Raw genomic sequence first — 17,202 nt, 5'->3', positions numbered from 1 at the left:
TAGAAGGTTTTAATATTCACCTATTCTAACAACAGGAAGGTACGCGGTCAAGACTATCTCCTGTTTATTAAATTTTCCCATAACTTTGCGGATTGCCGCCAAAGCGCTGATGCATCTTCTCGTCGATAGAGCGCCCGCTCATAAAGCTGTGTCAGCTCTGACATGTGACGATCTCCATCCTTGCTATCCATCGCAGAAGCGAATTCTCTTAACGTCATGCCTGGCTTCTTCTCGATCCTTCTGCGCTTCAGCTGCTTTAATAGGGCAGCGTACGCATAGAAGAATGCCTCCTCATCTGGCAGACGTTTCACCTTTCGTACAATAAAGAATGGCACCCATCTTGCCCTGAATCGATAAAGCACCCAGCTGATGAAACCAAGAAGGACGACAGCACCTCCCGTATACCCCAAAATCGAACCAACATGCACCATACTTGGCTTTGTTTGAGCTGTTTGTTCCTTTGGCTCTGCCGGCTGCTCCTTCTCCTGCTGCGGCTGCTGATCTTCGCTTGCATCAGAACTAGGCTGATCTTCTTCTTCCTTTTGATCATCCGTTTGATCGCTAGCAGCGGTTTCATTTGTAAATGTCTCTGGGTTTGTAAACCCTTTTGTCGGTTCAAAGGTCACCCAGCCCCGGTTTGGAAAATAGACCTCTACCCATGAATGCGCATTGTTATTGGTCACTTCATACACATTGTTTCCATCCATCTGTGTTTCATATAACTGACCAGACGTATACCCTTTTACCCATCTCGCCGGAATACCGATTGAACGAAGCATCACAATCATAGAGGTTGAAAAATTATCACAGTAGCCAATCATCGTATCAAATAAAAATTGATCCACATAATCTTCATTCCGTCCAGGCACGGCGACATTTTGCGTTTCATATGAAAACTTCGCAGATCCTAAGTAATCCTCAATCGCTTTTGCCTTGTCATACATATTCTCCTTTGTTTCTGTTAAGCTGTTTGCCAATGTTTTCACACGATCTGGCAATGAGGAAGGGAGCTGCAAGTATTCACGGCCGACCTGTTGATTCACCTGCTTCTTAGTCGGCACTTTGATCCGCTGTAAGTCCTCAAGGATAAATGTAGGTGATAAGAAGCTGACTTGATAGTTCCCTAAATTTTTAGGCGGGTTTTGAATAGACGGGACAATTTTTTCCGTCTTGCCCATCATTTGCAGCGGGATGTTTTCCATTGGCATCAGTGTGATCGTGCCAATTGGATAGACGGCGTGATTAAATCGATAATCCGATTCCATATCGACTCTCGTTTCGTGCTCCTCTGTTTTTACACGATTAGTAAACCAACGATTCGGTACATCATCATTCTTTAGCCGAGTAGGCTTCGTATCATTTGAAGCATCCTCCCAGCCCTTGCCGGTGTAGATGCTTTTTGTTTCGACACGAAAGTAAGACGGCTCCTTCCCGCTCCATTTAAAGACCGGTGTGCGGTCCTCACTAAACGGTCCGCCAAGCGACGAATCATCTGCACTATATCCCACCTTATTCTGCCCAGCAGAACCATCTTGATTCGTCACCGCCTTTAAAAACGGGACAGGATCAGGCCATTTCGGATCTGACTTTGGCAAAGAAGCGCCGAGTGTCGCTGACAGAAGAACAAGCACCAGCATAGGCAAAAACCACTTTAAGCGCGCCTTCTGCGACACCCGAACACCCTCAGTCGAACGCAGTCGATCGAAATACAGCAGCCCAAGCAAACAAAAGCCAAACACCATAATACGAACGATCGCAAAGGTCGCATCATATGGTGTGAACGTATCCAGAATCGTGACATATACAATCGTCATGAGTAAAAAGAAAAAGATACGCTGCTGATAGACCACCCAATAATGAAGCAAGTAGACAAGCAGCCATAGCAAAATATAAAACAATAATGTGCGGAAGGAGGGATACATGTCACTCCACATGCCTGTGCTCATGAAGGTGATATTATCTTTAATATCAGCAAATAATGCAGCCGGATAGCTTGGCTCTGCTTGATAAAAGATCAAATATAAGGCGAGCAAAATCAAGCCCGTACAAATAGGAAACGTCACATACCACTTCAAACGAAAGAATGTAAACAAACATGTAAGCCCTATAAAAATGATGAAATAAGACGTATGACTCGTCTCTGTAAAATCTTGAAGCGGTCGAAGCCACTCCCAAAGCAGCAGAAATGCTACAGCATAATAGATGAACAACTCAAAACGGCTTTGCCGCTGATGCGTATGCAGCATAAATGTTTGTCACCTCACAGTTCTTTCGTGCAGCCGGTCTTCAAATAAAAGGGTCGTGCGTATTCCAGATGCCTTAAGCCGGTCTACAAGCTGTTTCTCTTTTGTCGTGAATCGATCCACGGCTCTCTTCACTAAAAGAACAGTGATGTTCTTTCTATTTCGATTTCCAAAGAGACTTGCAGCAAGCTCCTCATGCAGCTGACCCGTAATGACATATTTTCCGGTGTACTGGTACTCACTAGCTGTTAACGGTTTATATTCTAGTGCGCGAGAAGGCTGATGCTGCACTCTTGTTAAATAATAAAGCATGTCCTGCAAATGAAGTTCTCCTTGGTCCACTCGAAATGCATGTTGATCTCCAAAAGGAACGAGACCTGCCGGCACCCCTTTTTTCACAGCCGTTTGGAGAACAGAGGCTGCAATAGACACGACGGTTTCAAAAACGGCTTCATCTGTAAAATCGGCAAACACCACAAGATCCTTTGTCTGATTCTGTTCAAACTCCTTCGTCATCAGCTGACCTCTTCTGGCCGTCGTCTTCCAATCCACCCAAGCAAAACGGTCTCCTTGCTGGTATTCCCGCACGCCTGTTGTCACATTGGTCGGTTCATTTAACCAAGTGTGAACGGCTTTGCCTCCATTTTCATTCACTGAATCAGCAGACTCCACAGGAAGATCTAGCATTTTTGGATAGATAAGGAGCTTTTTCTCTAACGGAAGGATCACTTCTTTTTCAACAAAACCAAACATATCACCCGTTTTGATTCTGACTGCTGTCAAATGGTGCTCCCCCCGCACGATATCATTCAATTGATAAGAAAATCGCCACGTTTTCCGAAACCATGGAAACAGCATTTGCTTCATTTCAATCTGTTCCTGCAAGTGAAAAGTGTACGGCGGATCATCCTCGATAATAACGTAAACGTATGGAAATGGATTCGTCCGCTTGATTTCAAGGTCAACCGAAAGCACATCCCCAGCCTTCAACCGGGTGTGCCGCAATGTCCTTTTGGCTGTCGCGCGAAGCGGAACGACCGCAAACAGCAAAGCATACAAAGTATATGGTAAAAATGCATAAAAAAGGAACCAGCTCACAAAGCCGCCCTGAAACATGGCATAACAAAAGGCTGCCACAGTGAGGATGATGAGCATGATCACCCGTAACCATAATGAAACAGCTAAACGGTCTTGTGACTTCATTGAGTCATCGACTTTTGAACTGGTACGCCAATTTGCTCAAGCAGCTGTCGCAGCAGTGTCTCAGCCTTCTTCCCTTCATACGTCGCTTCTGACGTCAAAATCATTCGATGCGGCCATGTATAAGGCGCTAAATACTGTACATCATCTGGAATCACATAATCCCGCTGATTCAAAAGCGCATACGCCTGAGCCGCTTTCATGAGTGCAATCGATCCCCTTGGACTAACGCCTAAATAAACAGATGGGTGATGACGCGTCGCTTGGGCGATTTCGACAATATATTCTTTAATAGATGCATCCACATGCACTTTCTGAACGGCTTGCTGCAAATTATGGATATGCTCCTTCGCCATCACAGCCTGGAGCGTATCGATCGGAGATTGCTTCTCCTGCAAGTTGAGCACTTCTAGCTCCTCCAGCATGGTCGGATACCCCATCTGCAGCTTGAATAAAAACCGGTCCATTTGCGCTTCTGGCAGTGGATAGGTTCCTTCATATTCCACCGGGTTTTGCGTGGCCATGACAAAGAAAGGATCCGCAAGCGGCATCGTTTCTCCGTCCACTGTGACACTGCCCTCTTCCATCGCTTCAAGCAGTGCTGATTGTGTTTTAGGAGAGGTCCGATTGATCTCATCCGCCAAAATAATCTGCCCCATAATCGGTCCTTGCCTGAATTCAAATTCATTTGTCTTTTTATTATAAATCGACACACCTGTCACATCTGAAGGCAAAAGGTCAGGGGTGAATTGGATTCGCTTGAACTCACAGCCAATTGATTTTGCCAAAGCACGAACCATCATCGTCTTCCCAACGCCAGGCACATCCTCTAATAACACATGCCCCTTCGCCAAAATCGCCACAAGGCTTAATATCGCAATGTCTTTTTTCCCAACCATGACTTTATTGATGTTATCTAAGATTTTTTGTACATCTGAATGCATTGGTTCATCAAATGCCATCCTGATCCTCCTATCACGTTTCCGCAATTTTCATATAGTCTAACTTTACCATACAACGCGCGTTTGCATAAAACATCAGCACGTCAGAAAAAGAAAGGTAGCCTTCTCACGATGGAAAAGACTTCTTCTCTTCTTTAGGCGCACTTGCTGGCTCCATATGAACATGAGAATGTAAAATATCATGTTCTTTTTTCATTCTACGTTCGATTTCATCTGCAATATCATGGCTTTCTGCAATGTTCAAATGCGGCTCTACCTCAACGACTACATCCACATGGACCGTGCTTCCAAGATAACGGGCCTTAATATCTTTCAAATCGCCCACTCCTGGTGTCTCCTTAATGGTCTCTTTATATTTTGACATATCTTTTATATGAAAACCGTCAGTTAACGAATGAGAGGCATCTCTGAAAATCTCCCACGCCGTTTTACAAATAATTAAGCCAATAACAAACGCAGCAAGCGTATCAATCCATGCCAGCTGAAATTGGGAGGCGATGATCCCTATAAATGTCCCGATGCTCACGTACGCATCTGATTTATTATCAGCAGCTGCCGCATGAAGTGCCTGGCTATTGATTCGTTTGGACAAATTGCGGTTGTATATATACACACCGTACATCACAACAGCACTTCCTGCTGCCGTCCAAGCCGCAATCATATCAGGCGTTTGATGCTCAGATGAGAAAAGCGACTGGCCTGCACTCAGCAGAACCTGAAGCCCAACAAGCATCATAATAAAGGAAGCGACAAGTGACGCAATATTTTCTGCTCTAAAATGACCATATGGATGATCTTCATCAGGCGGCTTCTGAGAAATACGCAGCCCAATCAATACAGCAAGAGATGCAATAATATCTGTCGTATTATTCAATCCATCTGCCGAAAGAGCTTCTGAATGAAACACATATCCAATGATGAGTTTCACCGCAGATAAGATCACATAGGCAATGATGCTGACCCAAGCACCTGTTTCACCTTGTCTTAATTCGTTATAGCGCTCCATGTCGAACAGAGCCTCCTCACACATCACTTTTCTATTATTTATCTTACAAAGCAAAGCCCGTGTGGGTCTACAGCAACATGATTCGCTTGCGTCAGCAAAATAGGGTACATAGAAATGTGTTGACCTAAGCAAACTTATTTTTATAAGGTCAATTGACCTCAAGACCTACTCCTATCAACCTTTTTCCAACACACTCCGACATTTGCATATAAGCATAATCACCCTTTCGATTAATTGTCGGAATATTTTTATTTCATGACACAACTTCCCCCTCTTCTCTCTTATACTATTTTTAAGAATGAGCAGAGGAAAAAGAGGGAACATAATCTCTCAAATCCTTTATACTTTTTAACATCATGTTAAGAGGTTTGAAATGTCAGTTTGATAACCTGTCCAATGCTGAATGATAATTCAGTATGATAAAATTTAAAATATTCTAAAAACAAATTCTCTATCGAAGAGAAGTGTTTGGAGGTAAAGAAATGTCCAACATGACAAACGGTCTTCAAAAAAACCTTAAGACAAGACATATTTCAATGATCTCCATTGCCGGGGTCATTGGGGCAGGGCTATTTGTTGGTAGCGGCGCTGTCATTCATTCTGCAGGGCCTGGATCCATTCTTTCCTATTCATTTGCCGGACTTCTGGTGATCTTTATTATGAGAATGCTTGGAGAAATGGCGTGTGCCTATCCGACAAGCGGTTCTTTCTCACAATATGCAAGCGACGCCATCGGCCCATGGGCTGGTTTTACAATCGGCTGGCTTTACTGGTTCTTCTGGGTAATCGTCATCGCCATCGAGGCCATTGCCGGTGCTGCCATTATTCAATATTGGTATGCAGATGCACCTGTTTGGCTCACAAGTCTTATCCTCACAATCCTCTTAACATTAACAAATATCTTTTCTGTTAAATCTTTTGGCGAATTTGAATATTGGTTTTCATTAATTAAAGTCGTCAGCATTATTCTATTTCTCCTCATTGGTTTTGCATTTATCTTTGGTTTTGGCGGTCATCATACTGCAGGTCTTGCGAATTTAACGGGGAACGGCGGTTTCCTTCCAAACGGATTCAGCTCTGTTTTACTCGGGATCGTCGTCGTCATCTTTTCCTTCATGGGAACCGAAATTGTGGCAATTGCGGCCGGCGAATCAGCAGACCCTGTCAAATCTGTTACAACAGCTACTCGTTCTGTTGTATGGCGTATTATCATCTTCTACGTCGGATCGATCGCTGTCGTTGTCACCTTGCTTCCATGGGATTCAGCGAGTATTTTAACAAGCCCGTTCGTTGCGGTATTAGAATACATCGGCGTCCCATCTGCCGCTCAGGTGATGAACGTCATTGTCTTAACAGCCGTTCTATCTTGTTTAAACTCCGGCTTGTACACAACGTCCAGAATGCTTTATTCATTAGCGGAAAGAGGCGAAGCGCCAAAACGCTTTATGAAAATCAGCAAGCGTGGTGTTCCTGTAGCGGCTACAGTCGCAGGGACCTTCTTTTCCTATATTGCCGTCATGATGAACTACTTTTATCCTGAAACCATCTTTTTGTTCCTTGTCAATGCATCAGGTGCTATCGCACTTCTTGTCTACTTGGTCATTGCCGTTTCGCAATTAAGAATGCGTCGTAAACTCGAAAAAGAAAATCCAGAACAACTCAAAATCAAAATGTGGCTGTTCCCATACCTCACGTACTTTACCATTTTGGTCATTTGTGCAATTTTGGCCTCTATGCTGTTTATCGAATCGATGAGACCACAGCTCATTTTGACGAGTATCATTACCTTTGGTGTGCTAGCCGCTTATTTTATCTTTAAACCGAATAAAAAAGTGCCTGCAAATGCGGCGCTTGAAAATAAACACCCTTAATTCTCCCGCTGAAAAGCGGGTTTTTTATTTTATTCACCTATTTTAATGTCCGCACTTATAATGTATCAAATTGGATTTGAAGTGAGGATTAGTGAACATGAACCTAGAAAAATTTATTGACGAGCTGCCCATTCCAGAAGTCGCGAAGCCCGTCAAAAAGAACCCAAGACAAACGTATTATGAAATCGCCATGGAGGAAGTGTTCTTAAAAGTTCATAGAGACCTGCCCCCAACTAAGCTATGGACCTATAATGGCAGTTTGCCTGGTCCAACCATTAAAGCAAATCGAAATGAAAAGGTTAAAGTAAAATGGATGAACAAATTGCCGCTTAAGCATTTTCTGCCGGTCGATCACACCATTCACGAAGGCCATCATGACGAACCAGAAGTCAAAACCGTCGTTCATTTACATGGCGGGGTCACACCAGCAAGCAGTGACGGTTATCCAGAGGCTTGGTTTTCACGAGACTTTGAAGCGACAGGCCCCTTCTTTGAACGGCAGATTTACGAATACCCAAATCATCAGCAAGCATGCACATTGTGGTATCACGATCATGCAATGGCATTAACACGATTAAATGTATACGCCGGCTTAGCTGGGTTTTACTTAATCTCAGATGCGTTTGAAAAGTCGTTAGAATTACCGAAAGGTGAGTATGACATTCCTTTAATGATCATGGACCGTACGTTTCAGGAGGATGGCGCACTGTTTTATCCAAGCAGACCAAACAACACGCCGGAGAACAGTGACATTCCAGATCCCTCCATCGTCCCCTTTTTTTGCGGGGAAACGATTTTGGTTAATGGAAAAGTATGGCCGTATTTAGAAGTAGAGCCGAGAAAATACCGTTTTCGCATGTTAAATGCGTCCAATACAAGAACTTACGAGCTGCATTTAGACAACGATGCCACGATCTTGCAAATTGGATCTGATGGCGGCTTTTTGCCAAGACCTGTTCATCACCAGTCCTTTAGCATTGCACCTGCTGAACGTTTCGATGTCATCATCGACTTCTCAGCTTATGAAAACAAAACAATTATTCTAAAAAATAAAGCAGGCTGCGGCCAAGAAGTGAATCCAGAAACAGATGCGAACATTATGCAGTTTAAAGTCACGCGTCCGCTAAAAGGGAGAGCACCTAAATCATTACGTCCAATCTTCAAACCCCTGCCACCGCTTCGGCCAAGTCGAGCTGATAAAGAACGTACGCTCACACTTAACGGCACGCAGGATAAATATGGCCGCCCTATTTTATTACTAGATAACCAATTTTGGAATGATCCCGTTACTGAAAACCCCCGACTTGGCAGTGTAGAGATTTGGTCCATCGTCAACCCAACAAGGGGTACGCACCCCATTCATTTACACCTTGTTCAATTCAGGGTGATAGACAGAAGACCATTTGATACAGAAATCTATCAGTCGACTGGAGAAATCGTGTATACAGGACCAAATGAAGCACCTCCTTTACATGAACAAGGCTACAAGGACACCATTCAGGCGCATGCCGGTGAAGTCATTCGAATCATCGCACGCTTTGTCCCATACAGCGGACGGTATGTGTGGCATTGTCATATTTTAGAGCACGAAGATTATGACATGATGCGGCCGATGGATATCATTCGGTAAAAATGAAACCATTCTTCCTTCACATGCTTAGAAATATGCATTAAGTAGATGATCGCGAAGGGCTAACGGACATTGTTACATTAGCCCTTTATTTCCTTTTCATTGATTCATTAGAAAATAGAACAATGTATCGCGTGAATTGGCATTTATTTGTACATGCAACACTTAAAAAGTTGACGCAGCAAGCCGATAGTACTACTATATACCCATTACATCTATCAAAAGGCACATAAGGAACATTGAACAAACAAATGGAAAATTGCGATAAAAAACGGAGGAGTTCAATTTGAATGAAGAAAAAGAGACTTGCCAGATCAAACAAGAAACAGCGGCAGGTAACATGGAGAAGCTTTCAATTCATGAAAATGAGAGCATTCGGTCAAACATTGAACAACTAACAATTGAACTCGGTGAACAAAAAGAATTCAATCACTTCATATTAGATGATAAACAGAAGGCAATCAGCACATTATCTGCCCTCATCACAAAAGGCAATTGTGATGAAGAACTAAAGGCTCATTTTGAACAAGCATTACATATCGGTCTCTCTGTCATAGAGATCATGGAGATTATTAAGCACTGTACAAAGGTTGCTGGATTTCCTCATTCCATTAATGCCCTGTTTATTTTTCAAAACTTACTAGACGAAAACACCAAACAAATAAGATAAAACGAGAAGCCATCTGTCCTCTCGTTTTTTTATTTCCATTCATTTTACTGTCTTTCTTCTCCTCTGTCACACCAGCAAAATACGAAAATGCCCCTCGTTTTTCTTTTTAAAAAACGACTTTCATTTCATGAATTCACATATTCTCCGGCATATCAAATGACAAAATAAAAAAACGTCCAGTTATATAAAATAACTGAACGCATCCTTCATCGATTAACAGTGAAATTGTTAATGATTCCGCCATCCTTCTCCCAAGCGGTTTCTACCGTTTTCTTCTTAATATCATATTCAAAAATGGTCCTTACCTTCGCCTTTCTTCCAGTGTCATCCTTTAATTCCTTAGCGTTCTTTGCAACACCTAAGAAATAAACAGATGTCCCATCCATAGAAAATTGCGGCTGTGCAGCACTTAAAATATGAACATCCTGGCTGTTTTTAACGAGTGTCGTCGTTTTCCCCGTTTCTACATCAAGCATCTTAATAGAGGATATTTCTTTTTCGTTTCGAACCTTCACCTCTGTATAAATCAATTTCTTGTGATCTGGTGAAAATGAAATATCATTGATCGTTTGTGAGATCCGTGCAATACGTTTTCCCTTCTCATCTGTTTGAAGGGTGATCTTCATGGTCGTTGGTTCAGGATCCGTCCCTTTTTCATTCGCTTCATCGGTCTTCTGATAATCTTCTTTTAATGAATAATGCTGGACAGCCAAAAGGTTTGAAGTCGGATCATAGGCAAAAGAACTCACCGTATCATCCTTGCTTTTTTCTGGATACAACATCTTCACCTTGTGTTTTTTCAAATCAAAAGAAGCGACATAAAATTGTTCCCCAGAACCCTTGTTATACCTTAGAAATAACTGCTTTCCATCACCAGACAGCCTCATACTGTCGATTGAATCGTCACTAGTAAACAGCGTTTTTTCTTGATCATTTTTCACATTCAATTCCCGAATACTCACTTTTTGCGTGTCTTCATCCGTATACGTGTAATATAAAAGTTGTTTCGTAGAATCATATGCAATCGAAGGATAGGCTGTCAGTTTTTCCGTATGGAGCGCCCGATCGTGCAGGTAATATGTATTGTTTAGCTGCCGATCTGTAAATGAAACAAGCAATTCGTCTTTTGCGTCTTGATTCGTTTTAACTTTCCCCACATGTTTCGCCTCTTGATCCGGCTTCATCATGAAGAAAATGACTGCCGCAATCACTGCGACTCCAATGACCGTGATGATCCACCATGTTGATTTTTTCATTGCCTTTCAGACCCTCTCTACAAGAAAAGAAGCCAGAAAATGAATTTTTCCCGCTTCTTTGCATGCCTATGTATTAATAAGTGTAATGCCCTTTCACGACACCTTTACTTGTTTTATATCCAAGTGCTTTGAATGCTTTCGGACTTACGTCTAATACAGCGTTTGGCATTCTACCTACATCATATTTATAGACTGTAATCACTTTATGTGGTTTCGCTTTTGTTGTCACTCTTAGTTTTGTACCTTTTTTCGGTACGTCAAATCCCATTTTAGTTGCTGCATCCCAATGACCGAGTTTTTTTCCATCTGCGCCTTTTTTACCGACACCATTATACCAAGTAATATTGCCGCTTACTTTTTTTGCACTTGCTCCATGTGAGAAACTAAACGCTAAAAATAAACTAGCTACTGTTACGATTGTCGCAATAAGCTTTTTATTCATTAAAAAATCCTCCGTATTTGGTTTCTGCACTTATTATACATGAAGATGCACCCAGTTATTTTACAGTCACATTACAATTCGAATACAAGTTGACCACTTTATGACCGATTTCGTTCACAAAAAATACCAAAATCAGCCAAAACAATGTAAGCAGCCCCTCTCTTTCATTTTATATAATAAAAGTGAATCAAATTTAAGGAGGAATTTTTATGAAAAAGTGGTTCATCGCTTTGAGTGTGAGTTTGGCCTTCGTTTTGATGCTTTCAAGTCTACCTGCCTCAGCAGCTGGTCCCCGTCACGGTGCGATTGTGACACAAACGGATGAAGCCAGATGGTCAGGTATCTCTGCTGATATTGTGCTTCCGAAAACAGCGACGATTAAAAATGGATATGCTGACTGGTATCTCGGTCTTGGCTCTGCCGTTGTAGAGAGCGGTATTTCAAAAACGTCTTCTGGCTATAAGGTTTTTCTTGGCAGCGGCTCACAAGGCGGCAGTCAATACTGGAACAGTGAATACGATAAGAGTATTAAGGATGGCGCACGTGTCAACTTAAAGCTCATCAACAATGGTGATGGCACGGTGTCACTATATGTCAATGGGAAATTGCGCTACAAGCAGCCTGTTTTCAAACCCAGCCGTCTGAAAAACCTTGATGTTGTCAAAATGGTACACGGCGTTCAGGATAATGGGGCAAACAGCTACTCACAAGCAAGCTTCTCGAATGTACAGCTTCGTGCAGATACATCAGGAAGCGTCTATAAAAAATGGGATGGAACCGTCAAATCCTCATTGTTGCGTAAAAATCTAGAATCAGGTGCGCCGTCTCCTAAATTCACGGTACATTCTTCTATTCCACTTAGTACAACCCTTTCAGCACAATAAGAAAAAAGCGCCCAGTTTTGGGTGCTTTTTATTGTTCACAGCTTATCAACACTTCTCTTTTAATCAAAACAAGGATTCGTGGTAACATAAGCATATATACTTCGAAGAAAAAAGGAGAACGAACGTGAGAAAAAGTCTACTTATTTTCATGAGTCTAGTTGCAAGTCTCTTCATTCTAGCAGCTTGCTCGAATACGACAAAAGAACAAAAAACAGAATCTAAGGCACTTCCTACAATTAATGAGCGCATTCAAAATGAAACGAAAGAGGTGATGGAGCAGTCTAAGCTCGTAAAAGACACAGCGATCACCGTTGATCAAAAGAAAAAAGTTATTTCTTTAAACGTGACAGCTTCCTCTGATACCAATAGTGATTACGCTGAAGTCATCGGTTTAAACTTTGCCAAGACGCTGGCCATTGGGGCATCAACTGAAAAAGAAAACAACCTGCACAAACCAGAAAATGATAGCCTCGGCGCCCTCTACTCCTTTTATGACCTGAACATCACCGTGAAACAAGAAAACGGCAAGGTGCTGGCAAAAGGAAAGAAAAAAACAAATGAAACAAAGATCACTTGGGAAAGAGCCCAATAATTCATGGTTTTTTACGTTAAAAAAAGCTTGTAGAGGACCTCTCTACAAGCTTTTTTTCATGTTTATTCAGTCAAATCGTCTCTCATCGCATCGACCAGTGTTTGGATATCCGAGTGAGCCCTTGATGCTAATCGTACCAACAAATCATCTATACACTCATACAAATGATGTTCCCTCACAATATACTCCTTATAAAATGGAATGATAAAGAAATAGAGCAAATCAGCAAATTCAAGTGCAACGTTATCTTCATCCTCATCTCCTAACGCCTGTCCAACACTTTCAATCAACCAATTCAAATCTGCTTTCTTTGCAATCGGAACATACATCAGTAAATGAATATCATCCGTATCCTTCGTTTGTAAAATCCGCTCAGCCGCTTCCTTTGACAGCGCCCCAATTTCTGTAGAAGATATATTCACAACCGCTAATTCATCCTCTGATCTTTCTTGATTCATTTGCAGCACGTTTTGGTCCATCTCGACTCACTCCCCGTTCTCAGATACTTTTATTATAAGGAATTGATCTGATTTTTTATGGAAATAGTGGATTTTTTTATGTAATTTTAAACAAAAAAGAGATTCAGCAATTGACGTTCAGCTTCAATTGGCATACCAAACATGCTCAAGAATTTAGCTTTTTCATCCGCTATACGTAAGGAAAAGAAAAAGTGACAGGCTATAGATATGAGCCATGGCACCCTCAGATAGCTCGGAACAACAAAAGCACTCTTGCTCATAAGAGTGCTTTTCTCATACATCCTCTAATCTCTTTTTCATCGCATCAGCCAATTCCACTTCACCCTCTGCTTCCAGCTGTTCAATGATGTGAGCATAATCTCTTTCATGGCGATTCTGGCTAAGCTTAAAAGCAGCCTGAACTTCATCAATGATGATTTTGAAGCCCACAATCCCTTTCATTTGTTTCTCTAACAGTTCATTAGACAACGTATGCCATAACACTGGCTGTTCCCTATGGCTTTCGTAAGTCTCTAGCATCTTTGTTAATTCCTTTACCAGTTCCGCCTTTTCTAGCAGTTCAGCCTTTCCATATACATGCACAGCTTGATAATTCCACGTCGGCACGGCTTCTTTTTCATACCATGAAGATGATATGTAAGCATGTGGCCCTTGAAAAATCACGAGCACCTTCTCATTTTCTTCAAACGTTTTCCACTGAGGATTTCCAATCGCCATATGACCTGTGATCACATACGAATCCTCAATTTGATGAAAACTCACTGGAATATGTGTCGCAATAGGTTTTTCATCCGTTGTGGTCACAACTGTTGCAAATGAATGTGATTGAATAAATGCTTTTACTTCCTCCAAATCTTTCACTTGAAAAAATGATGGAATATGCATATTCCCTTCCCCCTTTTTGATCAGTTCAGTGTTTTGGTCATAATAAAATCCATTTGCTCTTCGTCTCCCATAAGGAAAGCGTGCACCCCTGTTTGAACAAACCCAAGCTTTTGATAAAATGCGATGGCCGCTCTATTGTGCTCCCACACCCCAAGCCAAACATCACGTTTATCATATTTCTTTGCGATCTCAAAGGCTTGATTGATTAAAAATCGTCCTAACCCTTGCTTTTGAAACGACTGCTTGATATAAATTCTTTCAATCTCTAACGCTTTACTTCCCATCTCCTCTGACTGCGCCTCGTCCATATTGACCTTCAAATAACCAGCAACTTCACCACTCACTTGAACAAAATAGAACTGTGAAGATGGATGATGTAATTCTTTTAACAGCTGGTTCGGATGAAAGGCTTTCTTTACGTAAGCATCAATATGTTCAGCTTTGTTTTGATCCTGAAAGGTCTCTTTAAACGTGTCGATTCCGACTTTCTGCAGCTCTTCTATATGCTGTTCATTGCACAGAATAAAAGTGACGGTCATTGAAGTCATCACTCCTTATCATTTAGTAACATCTCTTATTTCCTTTTTTCACATAATCCCAATCTTTTTCGATATTTTTTCTCACCCTTAGAAGATACTCATAAATCTGTTCCGCTTCCTCTTCAGAAAACCCATCCAGCGCTACTTGATTCGAGTAATCATTTTCTCGTTTGATCATTGGATATACGGCTTTCCCTTTATCGGTTGGAAAAAGCTTTTTGATTTTTTTATTCACCGGGTCATCTTTCTTCTCAATAAAACCATGCAGCTCTAGTTTTTTGATGGCACGGGCAGCCGTTGTTCGATCCACCTTAATCATTTCCGCCAGCTTTTCCTGAATGATGCCAGGCTCCTCACAAATACGCACAAGATACAAATACTGCCCCTTCGTTAAATCGTACTCTTTAAATTCAATATTACTAATCGAATCAAGTGCCCGAGCAATGACGCCGATCTCCCGCAAAATCTCTTTCATGTATCTCGACTCCCTTTTGTTGCATTTACAACAAATAACTAAAGTTAGTATAACTGATTAATGTTGTATTTGCAATAAAAAACCCACTCCCTAATTGGAAGTAGGTTTTCAACTCTTTCTTTATTTATCATGCTTCTTCGATCCAAACAATCCAAACACGACGGCCAGTGCAACAATAATAGCCACCCAAGTAGTCAAGCCCATATGATCACCGCATTTCTTTTTTAAAATAAGGAATTGTGTCCATATGATCTCTTAATAAAGATTTTTTACAGTTGTGATAAAAGTGGAGCGCTCTGCACTACTCTCATTAATTATGATTCAAAAATATTTGTAAGTCACTAAAACCTTTGTTTTGTATCTTTTCAATAAAGAGTTCAATACGTCTACTTTTTTGAATTTCATTTTCCATACAGTAATCAAGAAAACCTATTAACACTTCTCTTGTCATCATAATCCCCTCAATCTCTTTATTTACTAGTTTGCTACTAAGAGTTGTAATGGATTTAAGTTTTTTGTCTCCTGATAACTTACCGGATGTGACATATCCATAAAAAGATAATTTCTTTCCTTCATATTGAAGGTAATTTGGGATATACTCTGAGGCCATATAATTAGCTAGATTTTGTGAAAGTGTAAAACCATTGGGATAATACTTTGTATCGATAATACCACATTTATCCTCATATTTTAGCAAAATTTCAATCTCTGTCTTTTTTCCATTTGCTTTTGGCTGATATAAAGCTTCAAAGCCGATAGCTTCAAAGATTTTCAATGTTTCTTTTTCAAATTCTGCTGGTGTTAGTTCACCAAGATACCTCTCCACAAACTCTTCAGGTATGCTTGCAAATTTGTATGTTTCAGAACGAAGCCTATCTACAGCTTTCCGGGCTTCATTCGGCCCTATAGCTGGAATAAAATACGAAAGCAGTTCTTCACGTACCAATTCAGATGCATTTGGAATACTATTTAGAACAGATTCAATTTTCCTCTTCATCTTGACATTGTTACTCGCAGGTTTCTCATCTCCAAAATCGCTCACTTTATAACTATCTACATCAAGTCCATTATTTTGTGCCATACGTTCGATTGAAATTAGATATCGTGTGTTAAAAGGATAGCGGCTATCATAATAATTTAGAATACTCTGCGCTTCTCTCGCTAATGCAGGATCAGTCTTCAATAATGCCTCTCCACGCTGATACTCGACAAGCTCAGTGTATTCGCATAATAGCATAAACGTATGTGCTACATCAGAATGAGCCTGGTAATAATCACGTGCTGATTTGTCATTTCTATCGCGATGGTCATATTCAACAGCAATCTTTTGCTTCATCATCTCCTTTTCATTCTCACCTGCATTACGATAAGCAATAATCTTTTGAGCTATCTCTTCTAGTTGGCTGTCCTGCTGTGCTGTCAGAACAAAATAGGTGATTTCTTCTTTTGTCAGCCGGTAATTTAAATCAGATCGCTGCACAAGCTTAACTAAAAATCTAGCAGGACGTATGCGGAAGCTCTGATCGAATTTGGGACGGAAGCCCGCTTCCATAAAGTAAGCGTTTGGAATCTGAAGTGTTAAAATCTGCTTTTTTACGTTCTCATATTCTTTTATTCCTTTAATCAGTGCCTGTCCTGATTTAGTTGGTTTAACTAGACCATCACTATTTATATAGCAGTAGGCAAAAGTCTTTAACATAGCACACCAAGTACGGCCTCCTGATCCATCAGCACTAATATTGTTCCTCTTTAATCCTTTAGAGGCTAATACCGCCTCATAGTGTTTATGTACTCCCCTATTTCCCTGCCATTTTACAGTAAACTTTTGCGTTGCTTCAGCCAATGCTTTTATGGCGTCAGCATGAAATTGCGGATCTCTTTCTGGTCTTGTAATAAACCATACTTTTCGTTCTGCCAATTTCCCATCCTCCTTACAATTTTCATTGTAATGCACTTAAAATATCTTTTCTCGCTTTTAAGTTTTTTTGATCCATAACCTTGACAATCTTTCAAAAGATAACATTTTAATTATAAACCCAATTATTTTTTTGCCTACACAGCTAAACCT

The 17,202-nt window shown here is 41.1% G+C and carries 16 protein-coding genes; 5 read left to right on the top strand and 11 right to left on the bottom strand.

Going from position 1 to position 17,202, the window contains the following annotated elements:
• Positions 1-53 precede the first annotated feature (53 nt).
• From ACYH0L_RS03085 to ACYH0L_RS03070, 4 genes are all read right to left on the bottom strand, one after another.
• Positions 54-2,246 carry a transglutaminase TgpA family protein gene (locus ACYH0L_RS03085; protein ID WP_482354338.1) on the bottom strand — a complete coding sequence of 731 codons (2,193 nt, stop codon included), beginning with the start codon at positions 2,244-2,246 and terminating at the stop codon, positions 54-56.
• Between the two features lie 9 nt (positions 2,247-2,255).
• Positions 2,256-3,446, bottom strand: coding sequence for a DUF58 domain-containing protein (locus tag ACYH0L_RS03080; protein WP_482354337.1), 1,191 nt, complete (start codon positions 3,444-3,446; stop codon positions 2,256-2,258).
• Entirely contained in the window at positions 3,443-4,405 is a 963-nt protein-coding gene (locus ACYH0L_RS03075) for an AAA family ATPase (protein WP_482354336.1), read from the bottom strand. Before ACYH0L_RS03075 ends, ACYH0L_RS03080 begins: the two co-directional genes overlap by 4 nt.
• A gap of 106 nt (positions 4,406-4,511) precedes the next feature.
• The gene (locus tag ACYH0L_RS03070) at positions 4,512-5,411 is read right to left on the bottom strand and encodes a cation diffusion facilitator family transporter (protein WP_099727411.1); all 900 of its coding nucleotides are present in this window, start codon (positions 5,409-5,411) and stop codon (positions 4,512-4,514) included.
• A 482-nt stretch (positions 5,412-5,893) separates the two neighbouring features.
• Here ACYH0L_RS03070 and gabP point away from each other — a divergent pair, with 482 nt between their 5' ends.
• The 3 genes from gabP (at position 5,894) to ACYH0L_RS03055 (ending at position 9,582) form a co-directional block, all read left to right on the top strand.
• Positions 5,894-7,282 carry a GABA permease gene (gene gabP, locus ACYH0L_RS03065; protein WP_099727412.1) on the top strand — a complete coding sequence of 463 codons (1,389 nt, stop codon included), beginning with the start codon at positions 5,894-5,896 and terminating at the stop codon, positions 7,280-7,282.
• Between the two features lie 97 nt (positions 7,283-7,379).
• Positions 7,380-8,912: a multicopper oxidase family protein gene (locus ACYH0L_RS03060; RefSeq protein ID WP_327925306.1), complete on the top strand. Its 1,533-nt coding sequence runs from the start codon at positions 7,380-7,382 to the stop codon at positions 8,910-8,912.
• 286 nt (positions 8,913-9,198) lie between these two features.
• Positions 9,199-9,582, top strand: coding sequence for a carboxymuconolactone decarboxylase family protein (locus ACYH0L_RS03055; RefSeq protein WP_099727414.1), 384 nt, complete (start codon positions 9,199-9,201; stop codon positions 9,580-9,582).
• 206 nt (positions 9,583-9,788) lie between these two features.
• Here ACYH0L_RS03055 and ACYH0L_RS03050 read toward each other — a convergent pair whose 3' ends face one another.
• Both ACYH0L_RS03050 and ACYH0L_RS03045 read right to left on the bottom strand, forming a co-directional pair.
• Entirely contained in the window at positions 9,789-10,838 is a 1,050-nt protein-coding gene (locus ACYH0L_RS03050; protein ID WP_099727415.1) for a hypothetical protein, read from the bottom strand.
• A gap of 73 nt (positions 10,839-10,911) precedes the next feature.
• Positions 10,912-11,280 (bottom strand): RlpA-like double-psi beta-barrel domain-containing protein, encoded by a 369-nt coding sequence (locus tag ACYH0L_RS03045; protein WP_003213878.1) that lies wholly within the window; start codon positions 11,278-11,280, stop codon positions 10,912-10,914.
• A 209-nt stretch (positions 11,281-11,489) separates the two neighbouring features.
• Between ACYH0L_RS03045 and ACYH0L_RS03040 the strand changes: the two genes are divergently transcribed.
• Positions 11,490-12,164 (top strand): hypothetical protein, encoded by a 675-nt coding sequence (locus ACYH0L_RS03040; RefSeq protein WP_367308160.1) that lies wholly within the window; start codon positions 11,490-11,492, stop codon positions 12,162-12,164.
• Between the two features lie 124 nt (positions 12,165-12,288).
• Complete coding sequence (locus ACYH0L_RS03035) at positions 12,289-12,756, top strand: hypothetical protein (protein WP_099727417.1); 468 nt, start codon at positions 12,289-12,291, stop codon at positions 12,754-12,756.
• A gap of 62 nt (positions 12,757-12,818) precedes the next feature.
• On the opposite strand, the gene ACYH0L_RS03030 is transcribed toward ACYH0L_RS03035, so the two are convergent.
• From ACYH0L_RS03030 to ACYH0L_RS03010, 5 genes are all read right to left on the bottom strand, one after another.
• Complete coding sequence (locus tag ACYH0L_RS03030; protein WP_327925304.1) at positions 12,819-13,235, bottom strand: hypothetical protein; 417 nt, start codon at positions 13,233-13,235, stop codon at positions 12,819-12,821.
• Positions 13,236-13,508: 273 nt separating this feature from the next.
• Positions 13,509-14,120, bottom strand: coding sequence for an FMN-binding negative transcriptional regulator (locus ACYH0L_RS03025; RefSeq protein WP_099727420.1), 612 nt, complete (start codon positions 14,118-14,120; stop codon positions 13,509-13,511).
• Positions 14,121-14,140: 20 nt separating this feature from the next.
• A complete protein-coding gene (gene paiA / locus ACYH0L_RS03020; RefSeq protein ID WP_099727421.1) occupies positions 14,141-14,659 on the bottom strand; it encodes a spermidine/spermine N(1)-acetyltransferase in 519 nt (172 codons plus the stop codon).
• A 22-nt stretch (positions 14,660-14,681) separates the two neighbouring features.
• Positions 14,682-15,134, bottom strand: coding sequence for a MarR family winged helix-turn-helix transcriptional regulator (locus ACYH0L_RS03015; protein WP_099727422.1), 453 nt, complete (start codon positions 15,132-15,134; stop codon positions 14,682-14,684).
• Positions 15,135-15,444: 310 nt separating this feature from the next.
• Positions 15,445-17,052, bottom strand: a complete 1,608-nt coding sequence (locus ACYH0L_RS03010) for an AlwI family type II restriction endonuclease (RefSeq protein ID WP_327925302.1) — start codon at positions 17,050-17,052, stop codon at positions 15,445-15,447.
• Positions 17,053-17,202 lie beyond the last annotated feature (150 nt).

It is taken from the genome of Bacillus sp. MC1252, from assembly GCF_056838025.1.
Note: the sequence above shows the minus strand (reverse complement) of the source record. Positions and strands in the feature narration are given on the sequence as shown.

Bases quoted from the DNA above. Each gene is read 5' to 3' on its own strand.
- paiA (WP_099727421.1), bottom strand. From the start codon at position 14,659: ATGACCGTCACTTTTATTCTGTGCAATGAACAGCATATAGAAGAGCTG.
- ACYH0L_RS03030 (WP_327925304.1), bottom strand. From the start codon at position 13,235: ATGGACCAAAACGTGCTGCAAATGAATCAAGAAAGATCAGAGGATGAA.
- ACYH0L_RS03045 (WP_003213878.1), bottom strand. From the start codon at position 11,280: ATGAATAAAAAGCTTATTGCGACAATCGTAACAGTAGCTAGTTTATTT.
- ACYH0L_RS03070 (WP_099727411.1), bottom strand. From the start codon at position 5,411: ATGGAGCGCTATAACGAATTAAGACAAGGTGAAACAGGTGCTTGGGTC.
- ACYH0L_RS03080 (WP_482354337.1), bottom strand. From the start codon at position 3,446: ATGAAGTCACAAGACCGTTTAGCTGTTTCATTATGGTTACGGGTGATC.
- ACYH0L_RS03040 (WP_367308160.1), top strand. From the start codon at position 11,490: ATGAAAAAGTGGTTCATCGCTTTGAGTGTGAGTTTGGCCTTCGTTTTG.
- ACYH0L_RS03025 (WP_099727420.1), bottom strand. From the start codon at position 14,120: ATGCATATTCCATCATTTTTTCAAGTGAAAGATTTGGAGGAAGTAAAA.
- ACYH0L_RS03085 (WP_482354338.1), bottom strand. From the start codon at position 2,246: ATGCTGCATACGCATCAGCGGCAAAGCCGTTTTGAGTTGTTCATCTAT.
- ACYH0L_RS03075 (WP_482354336.1), bottom strand. From the start codon at position 4,405: ATGGCATTTGATGAACCAATGCATTCAGATGTACAAAAAATCTTAGAT.
- ACYH0L_RS03015 (WP_099727422.1), bottom strand. From the start codon at position 15,134: ATGAAAGAGATTTTGCGGGAGATCGGCGTCATTGCTCGGGCACTTGAT.
- ACYH0L_RS03050 (WP_099727415.1), bottom strand. From the start codon at position 10,838: ATGAAAAAATCAACATGGTGGATCATCACGGTCATTGGAGTCGCAGTG.
- gabP (WP_099727412.1), top strand. From the start codon at position 5,894: ATGTCCAACATGACAAACGGTCTTCAAAAAAACCTTAAGACAAGACAT.
- ACYH0L_RS03060 (WP_327925306.1), top strand. From the start codon at position 7,380: ATGAACCTAGAAAAATTTATTGACGAGCTGCCCATTCCAGAAGTCGCG.